This is a genomic window from Corynebacterium sp. AOP36-E1-14 (genome assembly GCF_052377495.1).
Classification (GTDB): Bacteria; Actinomycetota; Actinomycetes; order Mycobacteriales; family Mycobacteriaceae; genus Corynebacterium.
In genome coordinates, this window is record NZ_JBQSWV010000024.1 from 12,352 (window position 1) to 29,122 (window position 16,771).

The window sequence follows — 16,771 nt, forward strand, 5'->3', positions numbered from 1 at the left end:
GGTAGGCTGGGTTCGGTTCAACGCAAGAACTTCCTGCACGACGATCACCGCGAGTGAAGGCGAATTACTTTGACAGACCAGACCGATCCCCGCGACAGTTCCGGAGGCGCGAGCTACGCGGCCGCCGGCGTGGACATCGAGGCCGGCGACCGCGCCGTCGAGCTGTTCGCACCCATCGCCAAGAAGGCGACCCGACCCGAGGTCAGGGGAGGTCTCGGCGGCTTCGCCGGCCTGTTCGCCCTGGGGGACTACGAGAAGCCGCTGCTGGCCTCCGGGTCCGACGGAGTCGGCACGAAGCTTGCGGTGGCGCAGGCGATGGACAAGCACGACACCATCGGACGTGACCTGGTGGCCATGGTCGTCGACGACCTGGTCGTCTGCGGCGCGGAGCCGCTGTTCCTGCAGGACTACATCGCCATCGGCAAGGTCGTGCCCGAGCACGTCGCCGAGATCGTCTCCGGCATCGCCGCCGGTTGCATCGACGCCGGCTGCGCCCTGCTCGGCGGCGAGACCGCCGAGCACCCGGGCCTGATGGAGCCGGGCGAGTACGATGTCTCCGCTACCGCCGTCGGCGTGGTCGAGGAGGCCAAGCTGCTCGGCCCGGACCGCGTGCGTCACGGCGACGTGGTCATCGGCATGGCCAGCTCCGGCCTGCACTCCAACGGCTACAGCCTGGCGCGCCACGTCCTGCTGGAGAAGGCCGGCCTGGCGCTGGACGGCTACGTGTCCGACTTCGGACGCACCCTCGGCGAGGAGCTGCTGGAGCCGACGAAGATCTACGCGCTCGACTGCCTGGCGCTCGCCTCGGAGTGCGACGTGCACACCTACTCCCACGTCACCGGTGGTGGCCTGGCGGCGAACCTGGCCCGCGTGATCCCGGAGGGCCTCGTCGCCGAGCTCAACCGTGGGTCCTGGGAGCCGGCGCCGGTCTTCCGCACCATCGCCCAGCTGGGCAAGGTGTCGCAGGAGGAGATGGAGAAGACCTTCAACATGGGAGTCGGCATGGTCGCCGTCGTCGGTGAGGACGATGCGGAGCGCGCCCTGGCGATGCTCACCGCCCGCCACATCGACGCCTGGAAGCTCGGCCACGTCCGCCTGGCCGCCGAGGACGGCTCGGAGAACGGTGCCGCCGTGCGTGCCGAGCTCGTGGGGGAGCACCCGCGCACCTAAGCGCCCGCGCCCGCACCTAAGCGCCGCAGCCAGAGGGGCCAAGATCGAGCGTGGGATGGTTGAATCATCGGGTTCAAACATCCCACGCTCGATCTTGGCCCCTGACGCTTGTCCGGTGCTTGTCCGGTGCTTGTCTATCTAGGGCACGCGAAAACCGGCGACCGGGCCCGTCCACGTCATCGGTTCATGACGTGGACCGGGCCCGGGCACCGGCGTTCACTGCGGGGAGGGGACGGAGATGACCGTCAGCGGCCTTCGTCCTCCTCGGCGCTCCAGTCGTCCCACTCCTCGTAATCGTCCTCGGTGGAATGCCCACTCTCAGTGGACAGCTCACGCTGGAGACTCTCGAGATCCATGTCTGGAGAGCTGTACTTGAGCTGACGGGCAACCTTGGTTTGCTTTGCCTTGGCACGGCCGCGACCCATGGCCTGACCCCCTCGGGTTGTCAATGGAGCAGCCAGGGATTTGAGCTGCTCTCGCATCTTTCAGTGATTCTGTTCTGTCCCCACCATAGCGGGTGAGGGCGCAGTTGTCAGAAACAGACCCGCCCTGAATTGCCCGTCAGCATCGTCATCGCAGGTGAACGCCGGTCAGATTTTTCCCTTCAGCTTGTTCACGGCCGCGCGGCCGGGCCGGACCGTGTTGTCGACGACGATGTCGTCGGGGTCCACGGCCGCGTCCACCCCGTCCACACTCAATGCCGGGGTCTTGTTCTCCCCGGACTCCCGGTCGGCCGCGAGTTTCTCGATGACCTGGCGTTTCACCAGCGCCAGGGCCACCGGACCCTCCTCGGCGTCCTGCACGGTCAGCCCGATGCGTCCCACGCTGCGCCCGCCGGCGGTGACCGCCGCACCGACCTCTGGCAGGGAGTGGCCGGAGCCGTCGAGCTGCAGCACCACGAGCTGGCGCGGCGGGCGGCCGAGGTTGTGCACGCGTGACACCGTCTCCTGCCCGCGGTAGCAGCCCTTGTTCAGGTGCACGGCGGAGGACGTGGGCCCGTCGTCGGCGCGGGCGAGTTGGGTCGCGCTGTGGGCGCTGGGGGTGTCGCCGCCGATGTATCCGGGCACTTCGTGGGGGATGAGGCGTTCGTCTGTGTCGACGCCGAGCAGCGGCCGGCGGTCGCGGATGCGCAGGGCGTCCGCCGCCCAGCCGCCGACGGGGCGCGCACCGGTGGACGCCAGGGTGTCCCACACCTGCGTCACGGTCGACACGTCGACCCACAGGTCGGTCACCGCGTGGCCGCCGAGGGTACGCGTCGCCCAGTACCGGACCCCGGACGCGGCGCTGCCGTCCAGGCCGTCCAGTCCCTCCGGCGCGCCGGTGCCCGCCTGCGCGGCGGGGGAGGACGCCGGGTTGACCACACTGATCAGGGCCAGTTCCGGCGTGGTGACCTCGACCTGTGCCCAGAAGACCATCTTCGACAGGAAGTCGGCGAGGGCGGCGGGGTCGGAGTCGCCCGGGGCGTCCAGCAGGAGGGTGTCGGTGTCCACCGCGGCGATGCCGAAGGCGTGCTCCACGCGTCCCTGGATGTCCAGTATCAGGCCGTTGGTGGTCTGGCCGACGCCGATCGCGTCGACCTTCTGGGAGATCAGGTTGTTCAGCCAGGTGGCCGCCTCCGGCCCGGTGACCAGGACGGCGGTGTGCGACCAGCCGTCGATGAGGCCGGTGTCTCCCTCGTCCACCGTCGACTGCTCGATCAGTGGCCTTCCGTAGTGGCGCGCGGTGGCCGCCAGGAGGGGCCGGTGCGCGTCGAGACCTGAACCGTCTTCCGTGCTTGCCCCTGGGACGTGGTCGGCCAGGGGGCTGTGCGTCTGACTCACGTACCCCACCCTAGTACCGAAGTGCCCTCCTTGTCAGGCACACGGTCAGGCACACGGTCAGGCACACGGTCTGGCACACGGTCTGGCAGGCGGCATCTAGACTGGTCGCCATGAGCGCCGACAGCACCACAGAGAACACCATGGACGACACAAAGGACGTGGCGGTGGACGTGCGTCCGGCCTCCGACGCCCCGCCGCAGCTGATCGACCCGACGGTGCCGGTGATCCACCTCGACGACCTCGCCGCACGCCGCGGCGACGGCATCTTCGAGACCCTCATGGTGCGCTCCGGGCGGGTGCGCAACCTGGACCTGCACCTTGACCGTTTCGTGCGTGGCGCGGCGCTGCTGGACCTGCCCGCACCGGACACCGACCGGTGGCTGCAGGCCACCGACATGGCCTTGTCCTCCTGGGAGGACCAGGGGGGCGGGGAGGCCGCCCTGCGGTGGATGTACTCGCGTGGCCGTGAGTCCACCGGTCAGGTCACCGGGTGGGTGACGGTCAGCGGGGAGTCCGCCACCGCGGTACGTCAACGGCGGGACGGGGTGCGGGTGTTGACCGCGCACCGTGGTTTCAGCCTGAGCGTCTCCGAGGACTCGCCGTGGGCGTTGGTCGGGGCGAAGACGCTGTCCTACGCGATGAACATGGCCGCGTTGCGCCATGCGGCGTCCCAGGGACTGGACGACGTGATCTTCAACGGCGACGACGACCGCGTCCTGGAGGGGCCCACGTCCACCGTCGTCGCGGTGACGGGGCGCAGGATGGTGACGCCGACCCAGCAGGCCGGCGTCCTGCCCGGCACCACCCAGGCCTCGCTCTTCGAGCTGGCCGGCGAGCGTGGCTGGGAGGTGGCACAGGAGCCGCTTACCGTGGCGGACCTGCGGGAGGCCGACGGGGTGTGGCTGGTGTCCTCGGTGCGCATCCACGCCCGGGTCACCGAGATCGACGGGCGGTCGCTGCCGCGCCCGGAGCAGGCCGACGAGGTCGAGGCGCTCGCCGTGGAGGCCGCGACCCGGTGATTAACCGATCACGCGGCTGAGCTCGGCGGACATCCACGGGGTAAGTTCCCCGCTGCCACCGTTCTCGGCGCGCTCGTCGACCCAGCCGAGGTTGTTGTTCGGCATCAGGCCGTAGAGGCGCTTGCCGGGGCCGAAGTTGCGCGGGCCGGTCTCCGAGGCCAGCGTGGAGGCGCTCTCCAGCTGCCAGGCGCGCTCGTTGCGCGGGCGGCCGTACATCACCTCGACCACACCGGTGCTGTGCACGGTGAGGAACTCGATGTCGTCGTTGTCGCTGATGCGCAGGAAACCGGTCTCCCGGATGTCCTGGCCGGTGGCCTCGCCGTCGTCGTCGAGCCGCCAGATGCGGGAGCTGTAGCTGATGTAGTTCTCGCCGTCGTGGGCGAACACGATCTGCTGGCCGAAGGCGTAGTCCTCGGAGCCGCCGACGGGGGAGGCGTGGCCCTCGCCACGCCACACGCCGACCAGCGGCAGCAGAGCCAACAGCCCGTCGTGCAGGTTCGGGCCCTGACGCAGGTTGGCGGTGTCCTCGGCGACGGGCAGGTCACCGAGGGTGGGGATGTTGCGTCCGGCGGTCTGCTTGGACTGTTCCTCCGCGCGGGCGACGGCCTCGTTACCGGAGATGGGGTTCTCGCTAGTCATGTGTGACAGCGTACCGGTCCGCCCGCGGCGGGACCGGAAGCGGAGCGGGGATCTGGAGCGGGGGAACTACAGTCCGGCCTGCTCGTCCTCGTCCAACGGGCCGGAGCTCGGCGCCAGGTCGGCCACGCTCACCCGCGTGTAGTTCTGCTCCGCCTCGATGAACAGGGTGCCGCCGGCGGTGTACACGCGCCGCGGCGGGCTGCGGAACGGCAGGTTCTCCCCGGGCATCTCCAGGGTGAAGGCGTCGAGGACCTGCTCGGTCAGCTCGTCGTCGAGATCCTCCGGCGCGGTGGAGTGCGGGGTGTCGGTGATCTCGGTGGGGCTGAGGTACACGTCGCCCTGCCACACGCGCAGGCGGACACCCACCTCGTAACGTCCCGAGTCCTCCTCGGACAGCCCGTCGGGGGTGCCGGAGAGGTAGCCCTCGGTCTCCCAGCCGCCGGTGGGCGAGGAGTTGTCCTGCGAGGCCAGTCCGAGGTCGTCGATGCCCATGCGCTCGCCGAGTTCCACGGTGTCCATCTGCACACGGGTGAACACCTCGCGGGCGGGGGCGTCGGTGAAGTCGCCGGAGAGCACCGCGTCCTTGCCGAGGGTGATCTTCGTGGCGGACGACGACACGGTGACACGGCCGAAGCCGGGGATCTCCACGTCGGTGGACTCCACCTGGATCGACGGCACCTCGTGGGTGAACACGGCCGCGAGGTAGGGCGTCCCGGTCACCTGCACGTGCGGCGGGGTGGCCAGGTTCGCCTCCTCGAAGATGCGGTCGGAGATCCTCTTCTCCACCCGCGCGGCGACCAGGCTGTCGGCGACGACGGCCGCGCCCACGGTGGCGGCGAGGACGGCGACCACGACGAGCAGGACGGTGACCGCGCGGCGGCGCGGGCTGCGACCCTGACGACCCTGACGGCGCTCGCTGCGTCCTGCGTCCTGTCCTGCGTCCTGGCCGTCGTCTCGTCCTGAGGCGGGGGTTTCGGTGGTCTCGGTCACCGCCCCAGCATACAAAGTGGCGGGGGTGGGGCCGAATGTGCGAAATGTTACGGATTCGTTTCGAGGCTGTTGCGGTGGTCGGTCACCGAGATTATGCAGGTCCGGCCGGTGTAAAGTGGTGACGGTGCCGGGACGCAACGGTCCCGGCGAAGTCACACCGAAGGAAGGACGACGGCCTTGAAACTGACCGTGCTCTCTGACAAGGACGACGTTTCAGAGGTGCTTCCGTCGCTGGCACTGCTGTCCCACGAGGTGGTCATCCTGCGTCCCGCACCGTCCTCGGTGAAGGAGATCAGCGGCGCGGAGGTCGTGATGATCGACGTCACCGGCGCCAACCTGCTCGGCGCCCGCGACCTGTGCCGTTCCGTCGCCGCGGCGTACCCCACGCTGCCGGTGTCCGTGGCCATCGAGGAGACCAGCGTGATCGCGCTGGACGGCTCCTGGGCGGTGGACGACTTCCTCCTCCCTTCCGCCACGCCCACCGAGGTCGACGCCCGCCTGCGCATGCTGATGACCCGCCGTCCGGTGCCCGTCGAGGAGGCCGAGGACAGCCAGGTCGCCACGATCGGCGGGCTGATAGTCGACGAGGTCACCTACGTCGCCCGGGTGGAGGGTCGCCCGCTGGACCTGACGTACAAGGAGTTCGAGCTGCTGTACTTCCTGGTCAAGCACGCCGGCAGGGTGTTCAGCCGCGAGCAGCTGCTGCAGGACGTGTGGGGCTACGACTACTTCGGCGGCACCCGCACGGTGGACGTGCACGTGCGTCGCCTGCGCGCCAAGCTCGGCCACGAGTACGAGAAGGTCATCGCCACGGTGCGTAACGTGGGCTACAAGGCAGTGGAACTGGATGGGGCCTGAGACAGCCCCGAAACAGCCCCCGAAACAGTCCGAGGAGAGGACGACGATGAGCACGAACGAGACCGACCAGACACCGGACACAGGCAGGGTGGACCCCGTACACCGCGAGTTCGTCCCGGGGCAGGACGCACCGCTGCGCGAGGGCATCGACGCACTGCTCGCCGCGGTGGAGGACGCCGACGGTGTGCCCGCCTACAGCGAGGCGTTCCTGCGCTCGCTGGACGGGACGGAGGGTTATCGCCACCTCGTCGCCGAGGTCGCCGGCGGGGACGGCGGGGAGAACACGGTCGTCGGCGTGGTCTCCGTCAACTCGTCCTACGTCGCCGAGCTGGCGGTGCGTCCGGACGTGCGCCGGCGCGGCGTGGCGACGGGCATGCTGCGCGAGATCGCCCGGCACATCGACGTGGAGCTTCAGCTCAGCGTCTGGTCGCACGGCGACCTGGAGTCGGCGAAGGGGTTCGCCGACGGGCGGGGTGCACGGACCACCCGTGAACTGCTGAAGATGTCGGTCGACTGCTCTGGTGCCGAGCGCCGTGAGGCGTTGCTCGCCGGGCGCGACGAGGCGCTCGCCACCGTCGGGGAGGAGGGTCTTCAGGTCCTGGACTACACTGCGGCGGCCGAGGCCTTCGGTGCCGGGCACGTCGACACCGAGTGGCTGCGCGTCAACAACGAGGCCTTCGCCTGGCACCCGGAGCAGGGCGGCTGGGACCAGGGCGCGCTCGACGAGGCCCGGGAGGCGGACTGGTTCGACCCCGCCGGCGTCCTCTTCCTCTTCGACGGGGAGGAGTGCCTGGGGTTCCACTGGACGAAACGTCCGGACGGCGACCCCCACGGCGAGGTGTACGTGGTGTGTCTGGCGGACGCCGCCCGTGGCCGTGGGCTCGGCGGCCCGGTGACCCTGGTCGGGGTGGGGTACCTGATCGACGGGGGAGCGCAGGCCGTTGACCTGTACGTAGAGGGCGACAACGCCCCGGCCGTGGCGACCTACCGCCGTCTCGGTTTCGAGGTCGTGCACCGCGACGTGGTCTACCGCGGCATGGTGTAGCTGGGGTGCGGCGGCGGCTCACATCCGCCGTGAATATATTCATCTTCCGTTCACCTCCAGGGTGTCTCACGTCCACCACCGGTGGCTAACGTACGGTGCGTCGTCAACCCACAACGCATGTGTAAGGACTACCCACTGTGAAGATCTCGACCTCCCGCCGCCGCACCCTGACCGCTGCGGCAGCGACCGTCGCCGCCGGCTCGCTCGTCCTCACCGGTTGCTCGAACTCCAACTCCGGTGACGGGGACGGTGCCTCGACCGACAGCTCCTACGAGCTCTCCGACACCCAGGGCGAGCTCCGCGGAGAGGGAGCCAGCTCCCAGCAGAAGGCGATGGAGCAGTTCGGCGTCGCCTACTCCTCCGCCGTCCCCGGTGCCGTGCTGGCGTACAACGCCACCGGTTCCGGCGCGGGCCAGAAGCAGTTCATCGCCGACCAGGTCGACTTCGGCGGTTCCGACTCCGCCCTCGACGAGGAGCAGGCCGCGGCCGCCGCGGAGCGCTGCGAGGACAACCCCGCCTGGCACCTGCCGATGGTCGTCGGCCCGGTCGCGGTGGCCTTCCACCTCGACGGTGTCGACGACCTGAACCTGTCGGTGGAGACCGTCGCCAAGATCTTCAAGGGCGACATCCGCAACTGGAACGACGAGGCCATCGCCGCCGAGAACGAGGGCGTGGACCTGCCCGACATGCCGATCGACGTGCTCTACCGCGCCGAGGAGTCCGGCACCTCCGACAACTTCCAGTCCTTCCTGAAGACCGCCACCGACGGCCTGTGGGAGGACGAGGGCAAGACCTTCCCGACCCGCGTCGGTTCCGGTGCGCAGGGTTCCTCCGGTGTGGCCGACCAGGTCAAGGCCACCAACGGCTCGATCACCTACGTGGAGTCCGGTTTCGCCACCGCCAACGACCTGGGCATCGCCAACCTCGACTTCGGTGCCGGCCCGACCGAGCTCAACGCCGAGACCGTGAACAAGGCCCTCGACGAGGTCGCCTTCTCCGGTGAGGGCAACGACCTGGTCGTGGACTCCGAGGCCCTGTTCTCCATGAAGGAGGAGGGCGCGTACCCGCTGGCGCTGACGACCTACGAGATCGTCTGCTCCGCCGGCTACGACGAGGACACCGCCGCCAAGGTCAAGGACTTCCTGCACACCATCCTCGACAACCAGAACGACCAGCTCGAGGAGTCCGGCTACATCCCGCTGAGCGGTTCCTTCAAGGAGAAGCTCGAGACCGCCGTGGACGCGCTGCAGTAGCATGACCAACTCCCACCCCGAGACGGACCCCGAGACGCCCGTGGCGGCAGACGGCGGGCAGGACGGCACGACGCAGGACGCCGCGGCGTCCGGCACGTCCGGCACTGACGGTGCCGCCGGCGCATCCGGCGCGTCCCGCCGCGGTTCCGACGGTGCGGTGAAGCGCACCGGGGACCGCGTCTTCGAGACGCTGTCGACCGGTGCCGCCGCGCTGATCACCGTGATCATCGGCGCCATCGGACTGTTCCTGCTGCTGCAGGCGATCCCCGCGCTGTCGCGGGAACGCGACGGGTTCCTCAGCTTCTTCACCTACGGTGACCGCTGGGACCTGAACCACAGCACCAACGAGGGCGGGTGGATGCAGTTCGGGATCCCGAACATGTTCTTCACCACCGTGATGGTCTCGGTGCTGGCACTGCTGATCGCCATGCCCGTCGCCCTGGGCATCGCCGTGTTCCTGTCGAACTACTGCCCGAAGCGGGCGGTGCGGCCGCTGGGATTCGTCATCGACCTGCTCGCCGCGGTGCCGTCCATCGTCTTCGGCATCTGGGGCATGCAGGTGCTCGGCCCGGCCCTCGGCGGGTTCTACGAGTGGCTCACCGGCTGGGCCGGCGGGTTCATCCTCTTCAACTGGGAGCAGGGCACCTCACCGGCGTTCTCGACCAGCCGCAACATCTTCACCGGTGGCATCGTCCTGGCGATCATGATCCTGCCGATCATCGCCGCCACGGCGCGCGAGGTGTTCGTCCAGACCCCGCGGGGTCAGATCGAGGCGGCACTCGCCCTCGGCGCGACGCGCTGGGAGGTGGTGCGCATGACCGTCCTGCCGTTCGGCAGGTCCGGCTACATCTCCGGCGCGATGCTCGGCCTGGGCCGCGCGCTCGGTGAGACGATGGCGCTGTACATGGTCATCGCCTCGGCCCCCGGCTTCCGCGGATCGTTGATGGACGGCGGCACGACCTTCGCCACCGCCATCGCCAACGCAGCCCCCGAATTCAACGACGACCTCAAGGCCGGCGCCTACATCGCCGCCGGACTGGTGCTGTTCGTGCTGACCTTCCTGGTCAACGCCGCCGCCCGGTCGCTGGTCAACAACACCAAGTAGCGGAAAGGACGACTGCGATGGCCACGTCTGTGCCCACTGACCCCACCGAGCTCGACAACCGCCCGCACTCCGCACTGGCGCCGAGCGGCTTCACCGACATCTCCACCGGCCGTAAGGCCCGCAACGTCCTGGCCACCGTGGTCATCTACGCGACCATGGGCCTGGCGATCCTCCCGCTGGTGTGGGTCCTGTTCGTGCTCGTGCAGCGCGGCATCCCCGCCCTGCTCAGCGTGGACTGGTGGATCTACGACATGTTCGGCCAGCTCTCCAACGTCGCCGGCGGCGGCATCGTGCACGCCGTGATCGGCACGCTGACCCAGGTCGCGGTGACCACCGTGATCTCCGTGCCCGTCGGCATCTTCACCGCCGTCTACCTCGTGGAGTACTCCCGTGGCGGCTGGCTGGGACGCACCACCACGTTCATGGTCGACATCCTCACCGGTGTGCCCTCCATCGTGGCGGCCCTGTTCGTCTACGCCCTGTGGATCACCATGTTCGGCTTCGAGCGCTCGGGCTTCGCCGTGTCGCTGTCGCTGGTGCTGCTGATGGTGCCGGTGATCGTGCGCAACACCGAGGAGATGCTGCGCATCGTGCCGATGGACCTGCGTGAGGCGGCCTACGCCCTGGGCGTGCCCAAGTGGAAGACGATCGTGCGCATCGTGCTACCCACCGCCCTGTCCGGCATCGTCACCGGCGTGATGCTCGCCGTGGCCCGCGTGATGGGTGAGTCCGCCCCCGTGCTGATCCTCGTCGGCGCGACCCCGGTGATCAACTGGAACGTCTTCGACGGCAACCAGAGTTCGCTGCCCCTGTTCATGCTGGAGATGTACAAGCTGCAGGCCAGCGACGAGGTGCTGCTTCGACTGTGGGGCGCGGCCCTGACCCTCGTGGTCCTCATCGGCGCACTGAACATCGGGGCGCGGTTCATCTCCAACAAGTTCTCGATCAAGTCCAGCTAGAGACCAGCCAGAAAACCAGCTAAGGAAACAGACCATGGCCAAACGCCTCGACCTGCACGACGTGAACATCTACTACGGGGACTTCCACGCGGTGAAGGACGTCAACCTGGAGGTTCCGCCGCGCTCCGTGACGGCCTTCATCGGCCCGTCCGGTTGTGGCAAGTCCACCGTCCTGCGCACGCTCAACCGTATGCACGAGGTCATCCCGGGCGCCTACGTGGAGGGCGACGTCCTGTTGGACGGCGAGAACATCTACGGCCGCAACATCGACCCCGTCGGCGTGCGCAACACCATCGGCATGGTGTTCCAGAAGGCCAACCCGTTCCCCACGATGTCCATCGAGGAGAACGTGATCGCCGGGCTCAAGCTCGCCGGCGAGAAGAACAAGAAGAAGCTGCGCGAGGTCGCCGAGAAGTCCCTGCGCTCGGCGAACCTGTGGGAGGAGGTCAAGGACCGCCTCGACAAGCCCGGCGGCGGGCTCTCTGGCGGTCAGCAGCAGCGACTGTGCATCGCCCGGGCGATCGCCGTGGAGCCGGAGGTGCTGCTCATGGACGAGCCGTGCTCGGCACTGGACCCGATCTCGACGCTGGCGGTGGAGGACCTCATCCACGAGCTGAAGGAGGAGTTCACCATCGTGATCGTCACGCACAACATGCAGCAGGCTGCGCGCGTGTCCGACCAGACCGCGTTCTACTCCCTGGAGGCCACGGGTAAGCCCGGCAAGCTGGTGGAGGTCGGGCCGACGAAGAAGATCTTCGAGAGCCCGGAGCGCAAGGAGACCGAGGACTACATCTCCGGGCGCTTCGGCTAGATTCCCCACTCCCACCCCCGACGACGGTTCTGTGCCAGAGTGGGGGAAAGTGAAAGGAGTCGGTGATGGCACCGGTACATATCGTCCTGATGGGGGTGAGCGGCAGCGGCAAGGCTCCGCTGGCCGCTGAGCTGCAGCAGCGCACCGGGTTCACCGGGGCGACGGCGGAGGGGCTGCAGCCCGAGGAGGTCCGCAGCCGGATGGAGGCCGGCGGCTTCCTGACACCGGAGGAACGCCTGCCGTGGGCGTACTCCATCCGCGACTGGCTGACGGAGCAGGCGCAGCAGGGGAACTCCACGGTGGTGGTGAGCCTGGGGCTGGGGCGCCGTGCACGCGACATCTTCCGCGAGGCCGAGGGCTTCGTGTTCTTCGTGCACGTGCACGGCACCGCCGACGTGATCCGCGACCGCTCGCTGAAGCGGACCGGCGAGTACCCGGACGAAGAGGTGCTCACCGCCCAGTACGCCGAGCTGGAGCGCCTGCGCGCCGACGAGGCCGGCGTGCGGGTGGACGCCGCGCAGTCCCCGGAGGTGCTGGCGGACGCGGCACTGGCGGCGTTGACGGCACTCACCGCGCAGGACTGACCGCGCAGGACTGACGCGCCCCGGACGAACAACCCCCCAGGTCGGTGATGCCGACCTGGGGGGTTGTCCGCGCGTGGACGTGGGGGAGGGGGACCTTTAGAACGGGTCGGCGCCGTAGCGGCGGCGGATCTCGTCGAACTGCTCGCGCATGGTCTCCTGCTGCTCCTCGGAGCGCCGGGACACCTCGTATTCCTGGGGACGCTTGCCGGTGGCGAGGTACACCACGCGGGTGCCGATGTTCACCGCGTGGTCGGAGTAGCGTTCGAAGAAGCGGGACAGCAGGGTCACGTCCACGGCGGCGGAGACCGGGTAGGGCCACTCCTTCTTGCCGGTGATGTGGAACATGTGCTCGTGGAGGTCGTCGACGGCGTCGTCGTCGAGGGCGAGCTCCATGGCCTTCTCCGGGTCGTAGGTGACGAGCACGTCGTGCAGCTTCTCGCCGATGCCGTCGACCAGGCGCGCCATCTCGCGGAAGTAGGGCTGGGTGATCTCCGGCACGGCCGACTCCGGGTGGCGGCGCCGCGAGGTGCGGGCGATGTGCACGGCGAGGGTGGCCATGCGGGCCAGGTCCTCGACGATGTAGGTGCCGGAGACGACCTGGCGGAGGTCGCGTGCCACGGGGCCCTCCAGGGCGAGCAGCTCGAAGGAGCGGGACTCGGCACTCTGACGGAGGTCCTCGATGGCGGTGACGGAGCTGAGAACCTGCTCGGCGGTGTCGATGTCCTGGTTGAACAGGGCGTCGCACGCCTGAGACATCATCTGCCGGACCTGGTCGGCCATGAGTGCGAGCTCATGGGCGAAGATCCGCATCTGTTCCTGGTACACGGTGCGCATGGCGCCAGTGTACGGCCGGTACGCCCGTTCTGCTCGGTGAACGGAGGGTACGTTCGTAAAAGTTATTAACCGCCGTTGAGTGCTGCCCCGTCGGCCTCGGGATCCTCGGCAACGGTGCTGGTCAGATCCTCGGGATCGTCCAGCCAGCGGTCGGGCAGCGCGACCTTGCCGGGCGAGCCCTGGCGGCCACGCGCACCGTCGGCGTCCACGGCGGTGGCCGTCGACTCCCACATCGGGTCCAGGACGCGGCGCAGCGACTCCAGGTCGGTGATCTGGGACAGCTGGCGGCGCACGTCACCACCGGCGGGGAAACCGCGCATGTACCAGGCCATGTGCTTGCGCATCTCGCGCACGCCGTACTGCTCGCCCTCGTGGGCGGAGAGCAGCTCGGCGTGACGCATGATGATCCGGCACACCTCCGCCAGGGTGGGCTCGGCCGGCACGGGCAGCCCGCGCAGGTTCGCCGAGAGCTCGGCGAACAGCCACGGGCGACCCAGGCACCCGCGTCCGACGACGACGCCGTCGCAGCCGGTGCGCTCCATCATCGCCGCGGCGTCCGACGCCTTGAAGATGTCGCCGTTGCCGAGCACCGGCACGCCGGTGCCGTCCATGTGCTCGACGAGCCGGGCGATCTCGTCCCAGCTCGCGGTGCCGGAGTAGCGCTGCGCGGCGGTGCGGCCGTGGCAGGCGACGGCGGCCGCGCCCTCGTCGGCGGCGATGCGTCCGGCGTCGAGGTGGGTGTGGTGGTCGTCGTCGATGCCGACGCGGAACTTCACGGTGACCGGGATCTCCGGGTGCCCGGCGTCCTGCACGCCCTTGACCGCCGCGCGCACGATCGAGGCGTAGAGACGCCGCTTGAACGGCAGTGCCGAGCCGCCGCCGCGGCGGGTGACCTTGGGGACGGGGCAGCCGAAGTTCATGTCGATGTGGTCGGCGAGGTCCTCCTCGGCGATCATGCGCGCGGCCTTGTAGGTGTACTCCGGGTCGGTCGTGTAGAGCTGCAGGCTGCGCGGGTCCTCGTCCGCGGCGAAGGTGGTCATGTGCATCGTCTTCGGGTTGCGCTCCACCAGGGCGCGGGCCGTGACCATCTCGCACACGTAGAGCCCGGCGACGCTGCCCATGCGCTCGCGCTCCTGCTCGCGGCACAGGGTGCGGAAGGCAACGTTGGTGACGCCGGCCATCGGTGCCAGGACGACGGGGGAGTCCAGGTCGAAACGTCCGATGGACAGGGCGGGTGTGGTTGAGGTGGTGATCACCCCCCGATTCTCACACCACGGTGGGGGAGGTGCAAAGTCCTGTGATCTGAGCGGTCACTACAATCAGCTGTGTGCGGCCACACCCGCACCTGACTGCTCGCTGCCGTCGTAGGACGCTCTTGTGCTATCAATGGTGGCAGAGGTCACGTTTGCTACAGAAACAATCGTGATATTTGCAGAGATACTTCCGAAAACAACGGGACAAAACATGAGGAGAGAAAGTGTCTGAGCGCATCGCCCACACCGGACTGAAGTCGAAGGTCATGTCGGCCCAGGAGGCCGCTGAATTCGTCAACAACGGCGACAAAGTCGGGACCTCCGGCTTCACCGGCGCCGGCTACCCGAAGGTCCTCCCCACCGCCATCGCGGAGCGGGCCAAGGCCGCACACGACCGGGGCGACGAGTTCCAGATCGAGCTGTTCACCGGCGCGTCCACCGCGGTCGACTGCGACGGGGTCCTCGCCGAGGCCAACGCCATCAGCTTCCGCACCCCGTACAACTCCGACCCGGTCCTGCGTGGGCAGATCAACGCTGGCGAGTCGAAGTACTGGGACATCCACCTGTCCCACCTGGGCAAGCAGGTCCAGGAGGGCTTCTTCGGCAAGTTCAACGTCGCCATCATCGAGGCCGTCGCCATCCGTGAGGACGGCACCGTGGTCCCGTCGTCGGCGGTGGGCAACAACATCGAGTTCATCGACGCCGCCGACAAGGTGATCATCGAGGTCAACGACTGGCAGTCCCGCGACCTCGAGGGCATGCACGACATCTACCGCATCGAGCCGGCCGGGCAGCGCACCCCGATCAACATCACCTCCCCCGGTGACCGTACCGGCGGTACCGCCCTGGAGTTCGACACCAGCAAGATCGTGGCGATCGTCGAGACCGACGCCCCCGACCGCAACGCCCCCTTCACCCCGGCGGACGAGACCTCGAAGAAGATCGCCGGTCACTTCCTGGACTTCCTGGAGGGTGAGGTCGCCGCCGGCCGCCTGTCCTACGACCGTTACATCATGCAGTCGGGTGTCGGTAACGTGCCCAACGCCGTGATGGCCGGCCTGCTGGACTCCAAGTTCGAGAACATCACCGCCTACACCGAGGTCATCCAGGACGGCATGGTCGACCTGATCGACGCCGGCAAGATGACCGTCGCCTCGGCGACCTCCTTCTCCCTGTCCCCGGAGTACGCGGAGAAGATGAACGCGGAGGCCGCGAAGTACCGCGAGAACATCATCCTGCGCCCGCAGCAGGTCTCCAACCACCCCGAGGTCATCCGTCGACTCGGTCTGATCGCCACCAACGGCATGATCGAGGCCGACATCTACGGCAACATCAACTCCACCAACGTGTCCGGCTCGCGCGTGATGAACGGTATCGGCGGCTCGGGTGACTTCACCCGCAACGCCTTCATCTCCTCCTTCATCAGCCCGTCGGTGGCCAAGGGCGGCGACATCTCCGCCATCGTGCCCTTCGCCTCCCACATCGACCACCACGAGCACGACGCCATGGTCGTCATCACGGAGAACGGCTTCGCCGACCTGCGTGGCCTGGCACCGCGTGACCGTGTGAAGAAGATGATCGCGGTCGCCGACCCGTCCTACCAGCCGCTGCTGGAGGAGTACGTGGAGGCAGCCTCCAAGTCGAAGTTCCAGCAGACCCCGCACGATCTGACCAAGGCCTTCGAGTTCCACACCCGGTTCCTCGAGACCGGTTCGATGCGCAAGTAGCGTCCGCTCTGCTGCGCCGGTCGCGACACCTTGAGCCCTCAGGTCGATTCTCTTCGTGAGATTCGACCTGAGGGCTCAAGGTGTCGCCGGAGAGTGTGCCGGGGCAGGTTTCCGGCGCCGTCCGGACATGCACTAGACTCTAGGACGCACCTCACACGTGGGGTGCGTACGTGGGCCTTTAGCTCAGTTGGTAGAGCTACGGACTTTTAATCCGCAGGTCGTGGGTTCGAGCCCCACAGGGCCCACAGTGGAACCCCGGTCGTCGATCACCTCGACGGCCGGGGTTCTCTGTTGTCCCGGGGGAGTGGGGGGTTACTCGGGCCAATTCAGCTGCGGGTGGTCCAAGGGGTCGCCGTTTTCGTTGCGGGGGCCGTCGTAGTCCCAGGTTGAGGGATCCCCGCCTACCGGGGGCGACTCGGAGTCAGTAGGACTGCCTCCGCATTCGGACGGGTCGTAGACGTAGAAGTCCGTCTGGGGACAGCGGTAGTCGCCCCGATTGGCAGTCAGTGTGTCAAAGCAGTCCTGGGAGAATCGCATTTCGCCGTCAGACCATATCGCTGGTCCCGGTGTGCCCTCGGAGCAGTAGAGAACGTACGGCTCGGAGGGAGTCGGCGTAGAGGGCGAAACGTACTCGGCCACTTGTTCTTCGACATCAGGGGTGGGTTCTGAGGTGGTTGCCGGAGGTGTGGGGGTCGGGAGTCGAG

General features: G+C 68.3%; 16 protein-coding genes and 1 tRNA gene. 11 read left to right on the top strand and 6 right to left on the bottom strand.

Annotated elements, in window-relative coordinates:
- Positions 1-69 precede the first annotated feature (69 nt).
- Positions 70-1,170, top strand: coding sequence for a phosphoribosylformylglycinamidine cyclo-ligase (purM, locus tag ACT3TD_RS11105; RefSeq protein ID WP_441578954.1), 1,101 nt, complete (start codon positions 70-72; stop codon positions 1,168-1,170).
- Positions 1,171-1,415: 245 nt separating this feature from the next.
- Here the strand turns inward: purM and ACT3TD_RS11110 are convergent, their stop codons facing one another.
- On the bottom strand, positions 1,416-1,595 hold the full coding sequence (locus ACT3TD_RS11110) for a DUF3073 domain-containing protein (protein WP_038553056.1): 180 nt from the start codon (positions 1,593-1,595) through the stop codon (positions 1,416-1,418).
- A gap of 165 nt (positions 1,596-1,760) precedes the next feature.
- Positions 1,761-2,990 carry a CAF17-like 4Fe-4S cluster assembly/insertion protein YgfZ gene (ygfZ, locus tag ACT3TD_RS11115; RefSeq protein ID WP_301444274.1) on the bottom strand — a complete coding sequence of 410 codons (1,230 nt, stop codon included), beginning with the start codon at positions 2,988-2,990 and terminating at the stop codon, positions 1,761-1,763.
- 110 nt (positions 2,991-3,100) lie between these two features.
- Here ygfZ and ACT3TD_RS11120 point away from each other — a divergent pair, with 110 nt between their 5' ends.
- Positions 3,101-4,009 (top strand): aminodeoxychorismate lyase, encoded by a 909-nt coding sequence (locus ACT3TD_RS11120; RefSeq protein ID WP_441578953.1) that lies wholly within the window; start codon positions 3,101-3,103, stop codon positions 4,007-4,009.
- Here the strand turns inward: ACT3TD_RS11120 and ACT3TD_RS11125 are convergent, their stop codons facing one another.
- Together ACT3TD_RS11125 and ACT3TD_RS11130 are read right to left on the bottom strand one after the other, a co-directional pair.
- Positions 4,010-4,648: an FABP family protein gene (locus ACT3TD_RS11125; RefSeq protein ID WP_301442847.1), complete on the bottom strand. Its 639-nt coding sequence runs from the start codon at positions 4,646-4,648 to the stop codon at positions 4,010-4,012. It abuts the gene before it with no gap.
- A 66-nt stretch (positions 4,649-4,714) separates the two neighbouring features.
- A complete protein-coding gene (locus ACT3TD_RS11130; protein WP_301442848.1) occupies positions 4,715-5,638 on the bottom strand; it encodes an LmeA family phospholipid-binding protein in 924 nt (307 codons plus the stop codon).
- A gap of 177 nt (positions 5,639-5,815) precedes the next feature.
- On the opposite strand from ACT3TD_RS11130, the gene ACT3TD_RS11135 reads away from it, so the two are divergent.
- The 7 genes from ACT3TD_RS11135 to ACT3TD_RS11165 all read left to right on the top strand — a co-directional run bounded on the left by ACT3TD_RS11135 (position 5,816) and on the right by ACT3TD_RS11165 (position 12,253).
- Positions 5,816-6,496: a winged helix family transcriptional regulator gene (locus tag ACT3TD_RS11135; protein ID WP_301442849.1), complete on the top strand. Its 681-nt coding sequence runs from the start codon at positions 5,816-5,818 to the stop codon at positions 6,494-6,496.
- Positions 6,497-6,542: 46 nt separating this feature from the next.
- The gene (mshD, locus tag ACT3TD_RS11140; RefSeq protein WP_301442850.1) at positions 6,543-7,541 is read left to right on the top strand and encodes a mycothiol synthase; all 999 of its coding nucleotides are present in this window, start codon (positions 6,543-6,545) and stop codon (positions 7,539-7,541) included.
- Between the two features lie 143 nt (positions 7,542-7,684).
- Positions 7,685-8,794 carry a phosphate ABC transporter substrate-binding protein PstS gene (gene pstS, locus ACT3TD_RS11145; protein WP_441578958.1) on the top strand — a complete coding sequence of 370 codons (1,110 nt, stop codon included), beginning with the start codon at positions 7,685-7,687 and terminating at the stop codon, positions 8,792-8,794.
- Between the two features lies 1 nt (position 8,795).
- Entirely contained in the window at positions 8,796-9,899 is a 1,104-nt protein-coding gene (gene pstC / locus ACT3TD_RS11150) for a phosphate ABC transporter permease subunit PstC (protein WP_301442852.1), read from the top strand.
- Between the two features lie 17 nt (positions 9,900-9,916).
- A complete protein-coding gene (pstA, locus tag ACT3TD_RS11155; RefSeq protein ID WP_301442853.1) occupies positions 9,917-10,858 on the top strand; it encodes a phosphate ABC transporter permease PstA in 942 nt (313 codons plus the stop codon).
- Between the two features lie 34 nt (positions 10,859-10,892).
- Entirely contained in the window at positions 10,893-11,669 is a 777-nt protein-coding gene (pstB, locus tag ACT3TD_RS11160; protein ID WP_301442854.1) for a phosphate ABC transporter ATP-binding protein PstB, read from the top strand.
- A 65-nt stretch (positions 11,670-11,734) separates the two neighbouring features.
- Complete coding sequence (locus ACT3TD_RS11165; protein ID WP_301442855.1) at positions 11,735-12,253, top strand: AAA family ATPase; 519 nt, start codon at positions 11,735-11,737, stop codon at positions 12,251-12,253.
- Positions 12,254-12,349: 96 nt separating this feature from the next.
- On the opposite strand, the gene phoU is transcribed toward ACT3TD_RS11165, so the two are convergent.
- Positions 12,350-13,087 carry a phosphate signaling complex protein PhoU gene (gene phoU / locus ACT3TD_RS11170; protein WP_301442856.1) on the bottom strand — a complete coding sequence of 246 codons (738 nt, stop codon included), beginning with the start codon at positions 13,085-13,087 and terminating at the stop codon, positions 12,350-12,352.
- A gap of 65 nt (positions 13,088-13,152) precedes the next feature.
- Complete coding sequence (dusB, locus tag ACT3TD_RS11175) at positions 13,153-14,343, bottom strand: tRNA dihydrouridine synthase DusB (RefSeq protein WP_301442857.1); 1,191 nt, start codon at positions 14,341-14,343, stop codon at positions 13,153-13,155.
- 221 nt (positions 14,344-14,564) lie between these two features.
- On the opposite strand from dusB, the gene ACT3TD_RS11180 reads away from it, so the two are divergent.
- Positions 14,565-16,067, top strand: a complete 1,503-nt coding sequence (locus ACT3TD_RS11180; RefSeq protein WP_444637991.1) for an acetyl-CoA hydrolase/transferase family protein — start codon at positions 14,565-14,567, stop codon at positions 16,065-16,067.
- 172 nt (positions 16,068-16,239) lie between these two features.
- Positions 16,240-16,312, top strand: a tRNA-Lys gene (locus ACT3TD_RS11185).
- Positions 16,313-16,771 lie beyond the last annotated feature (459 nt).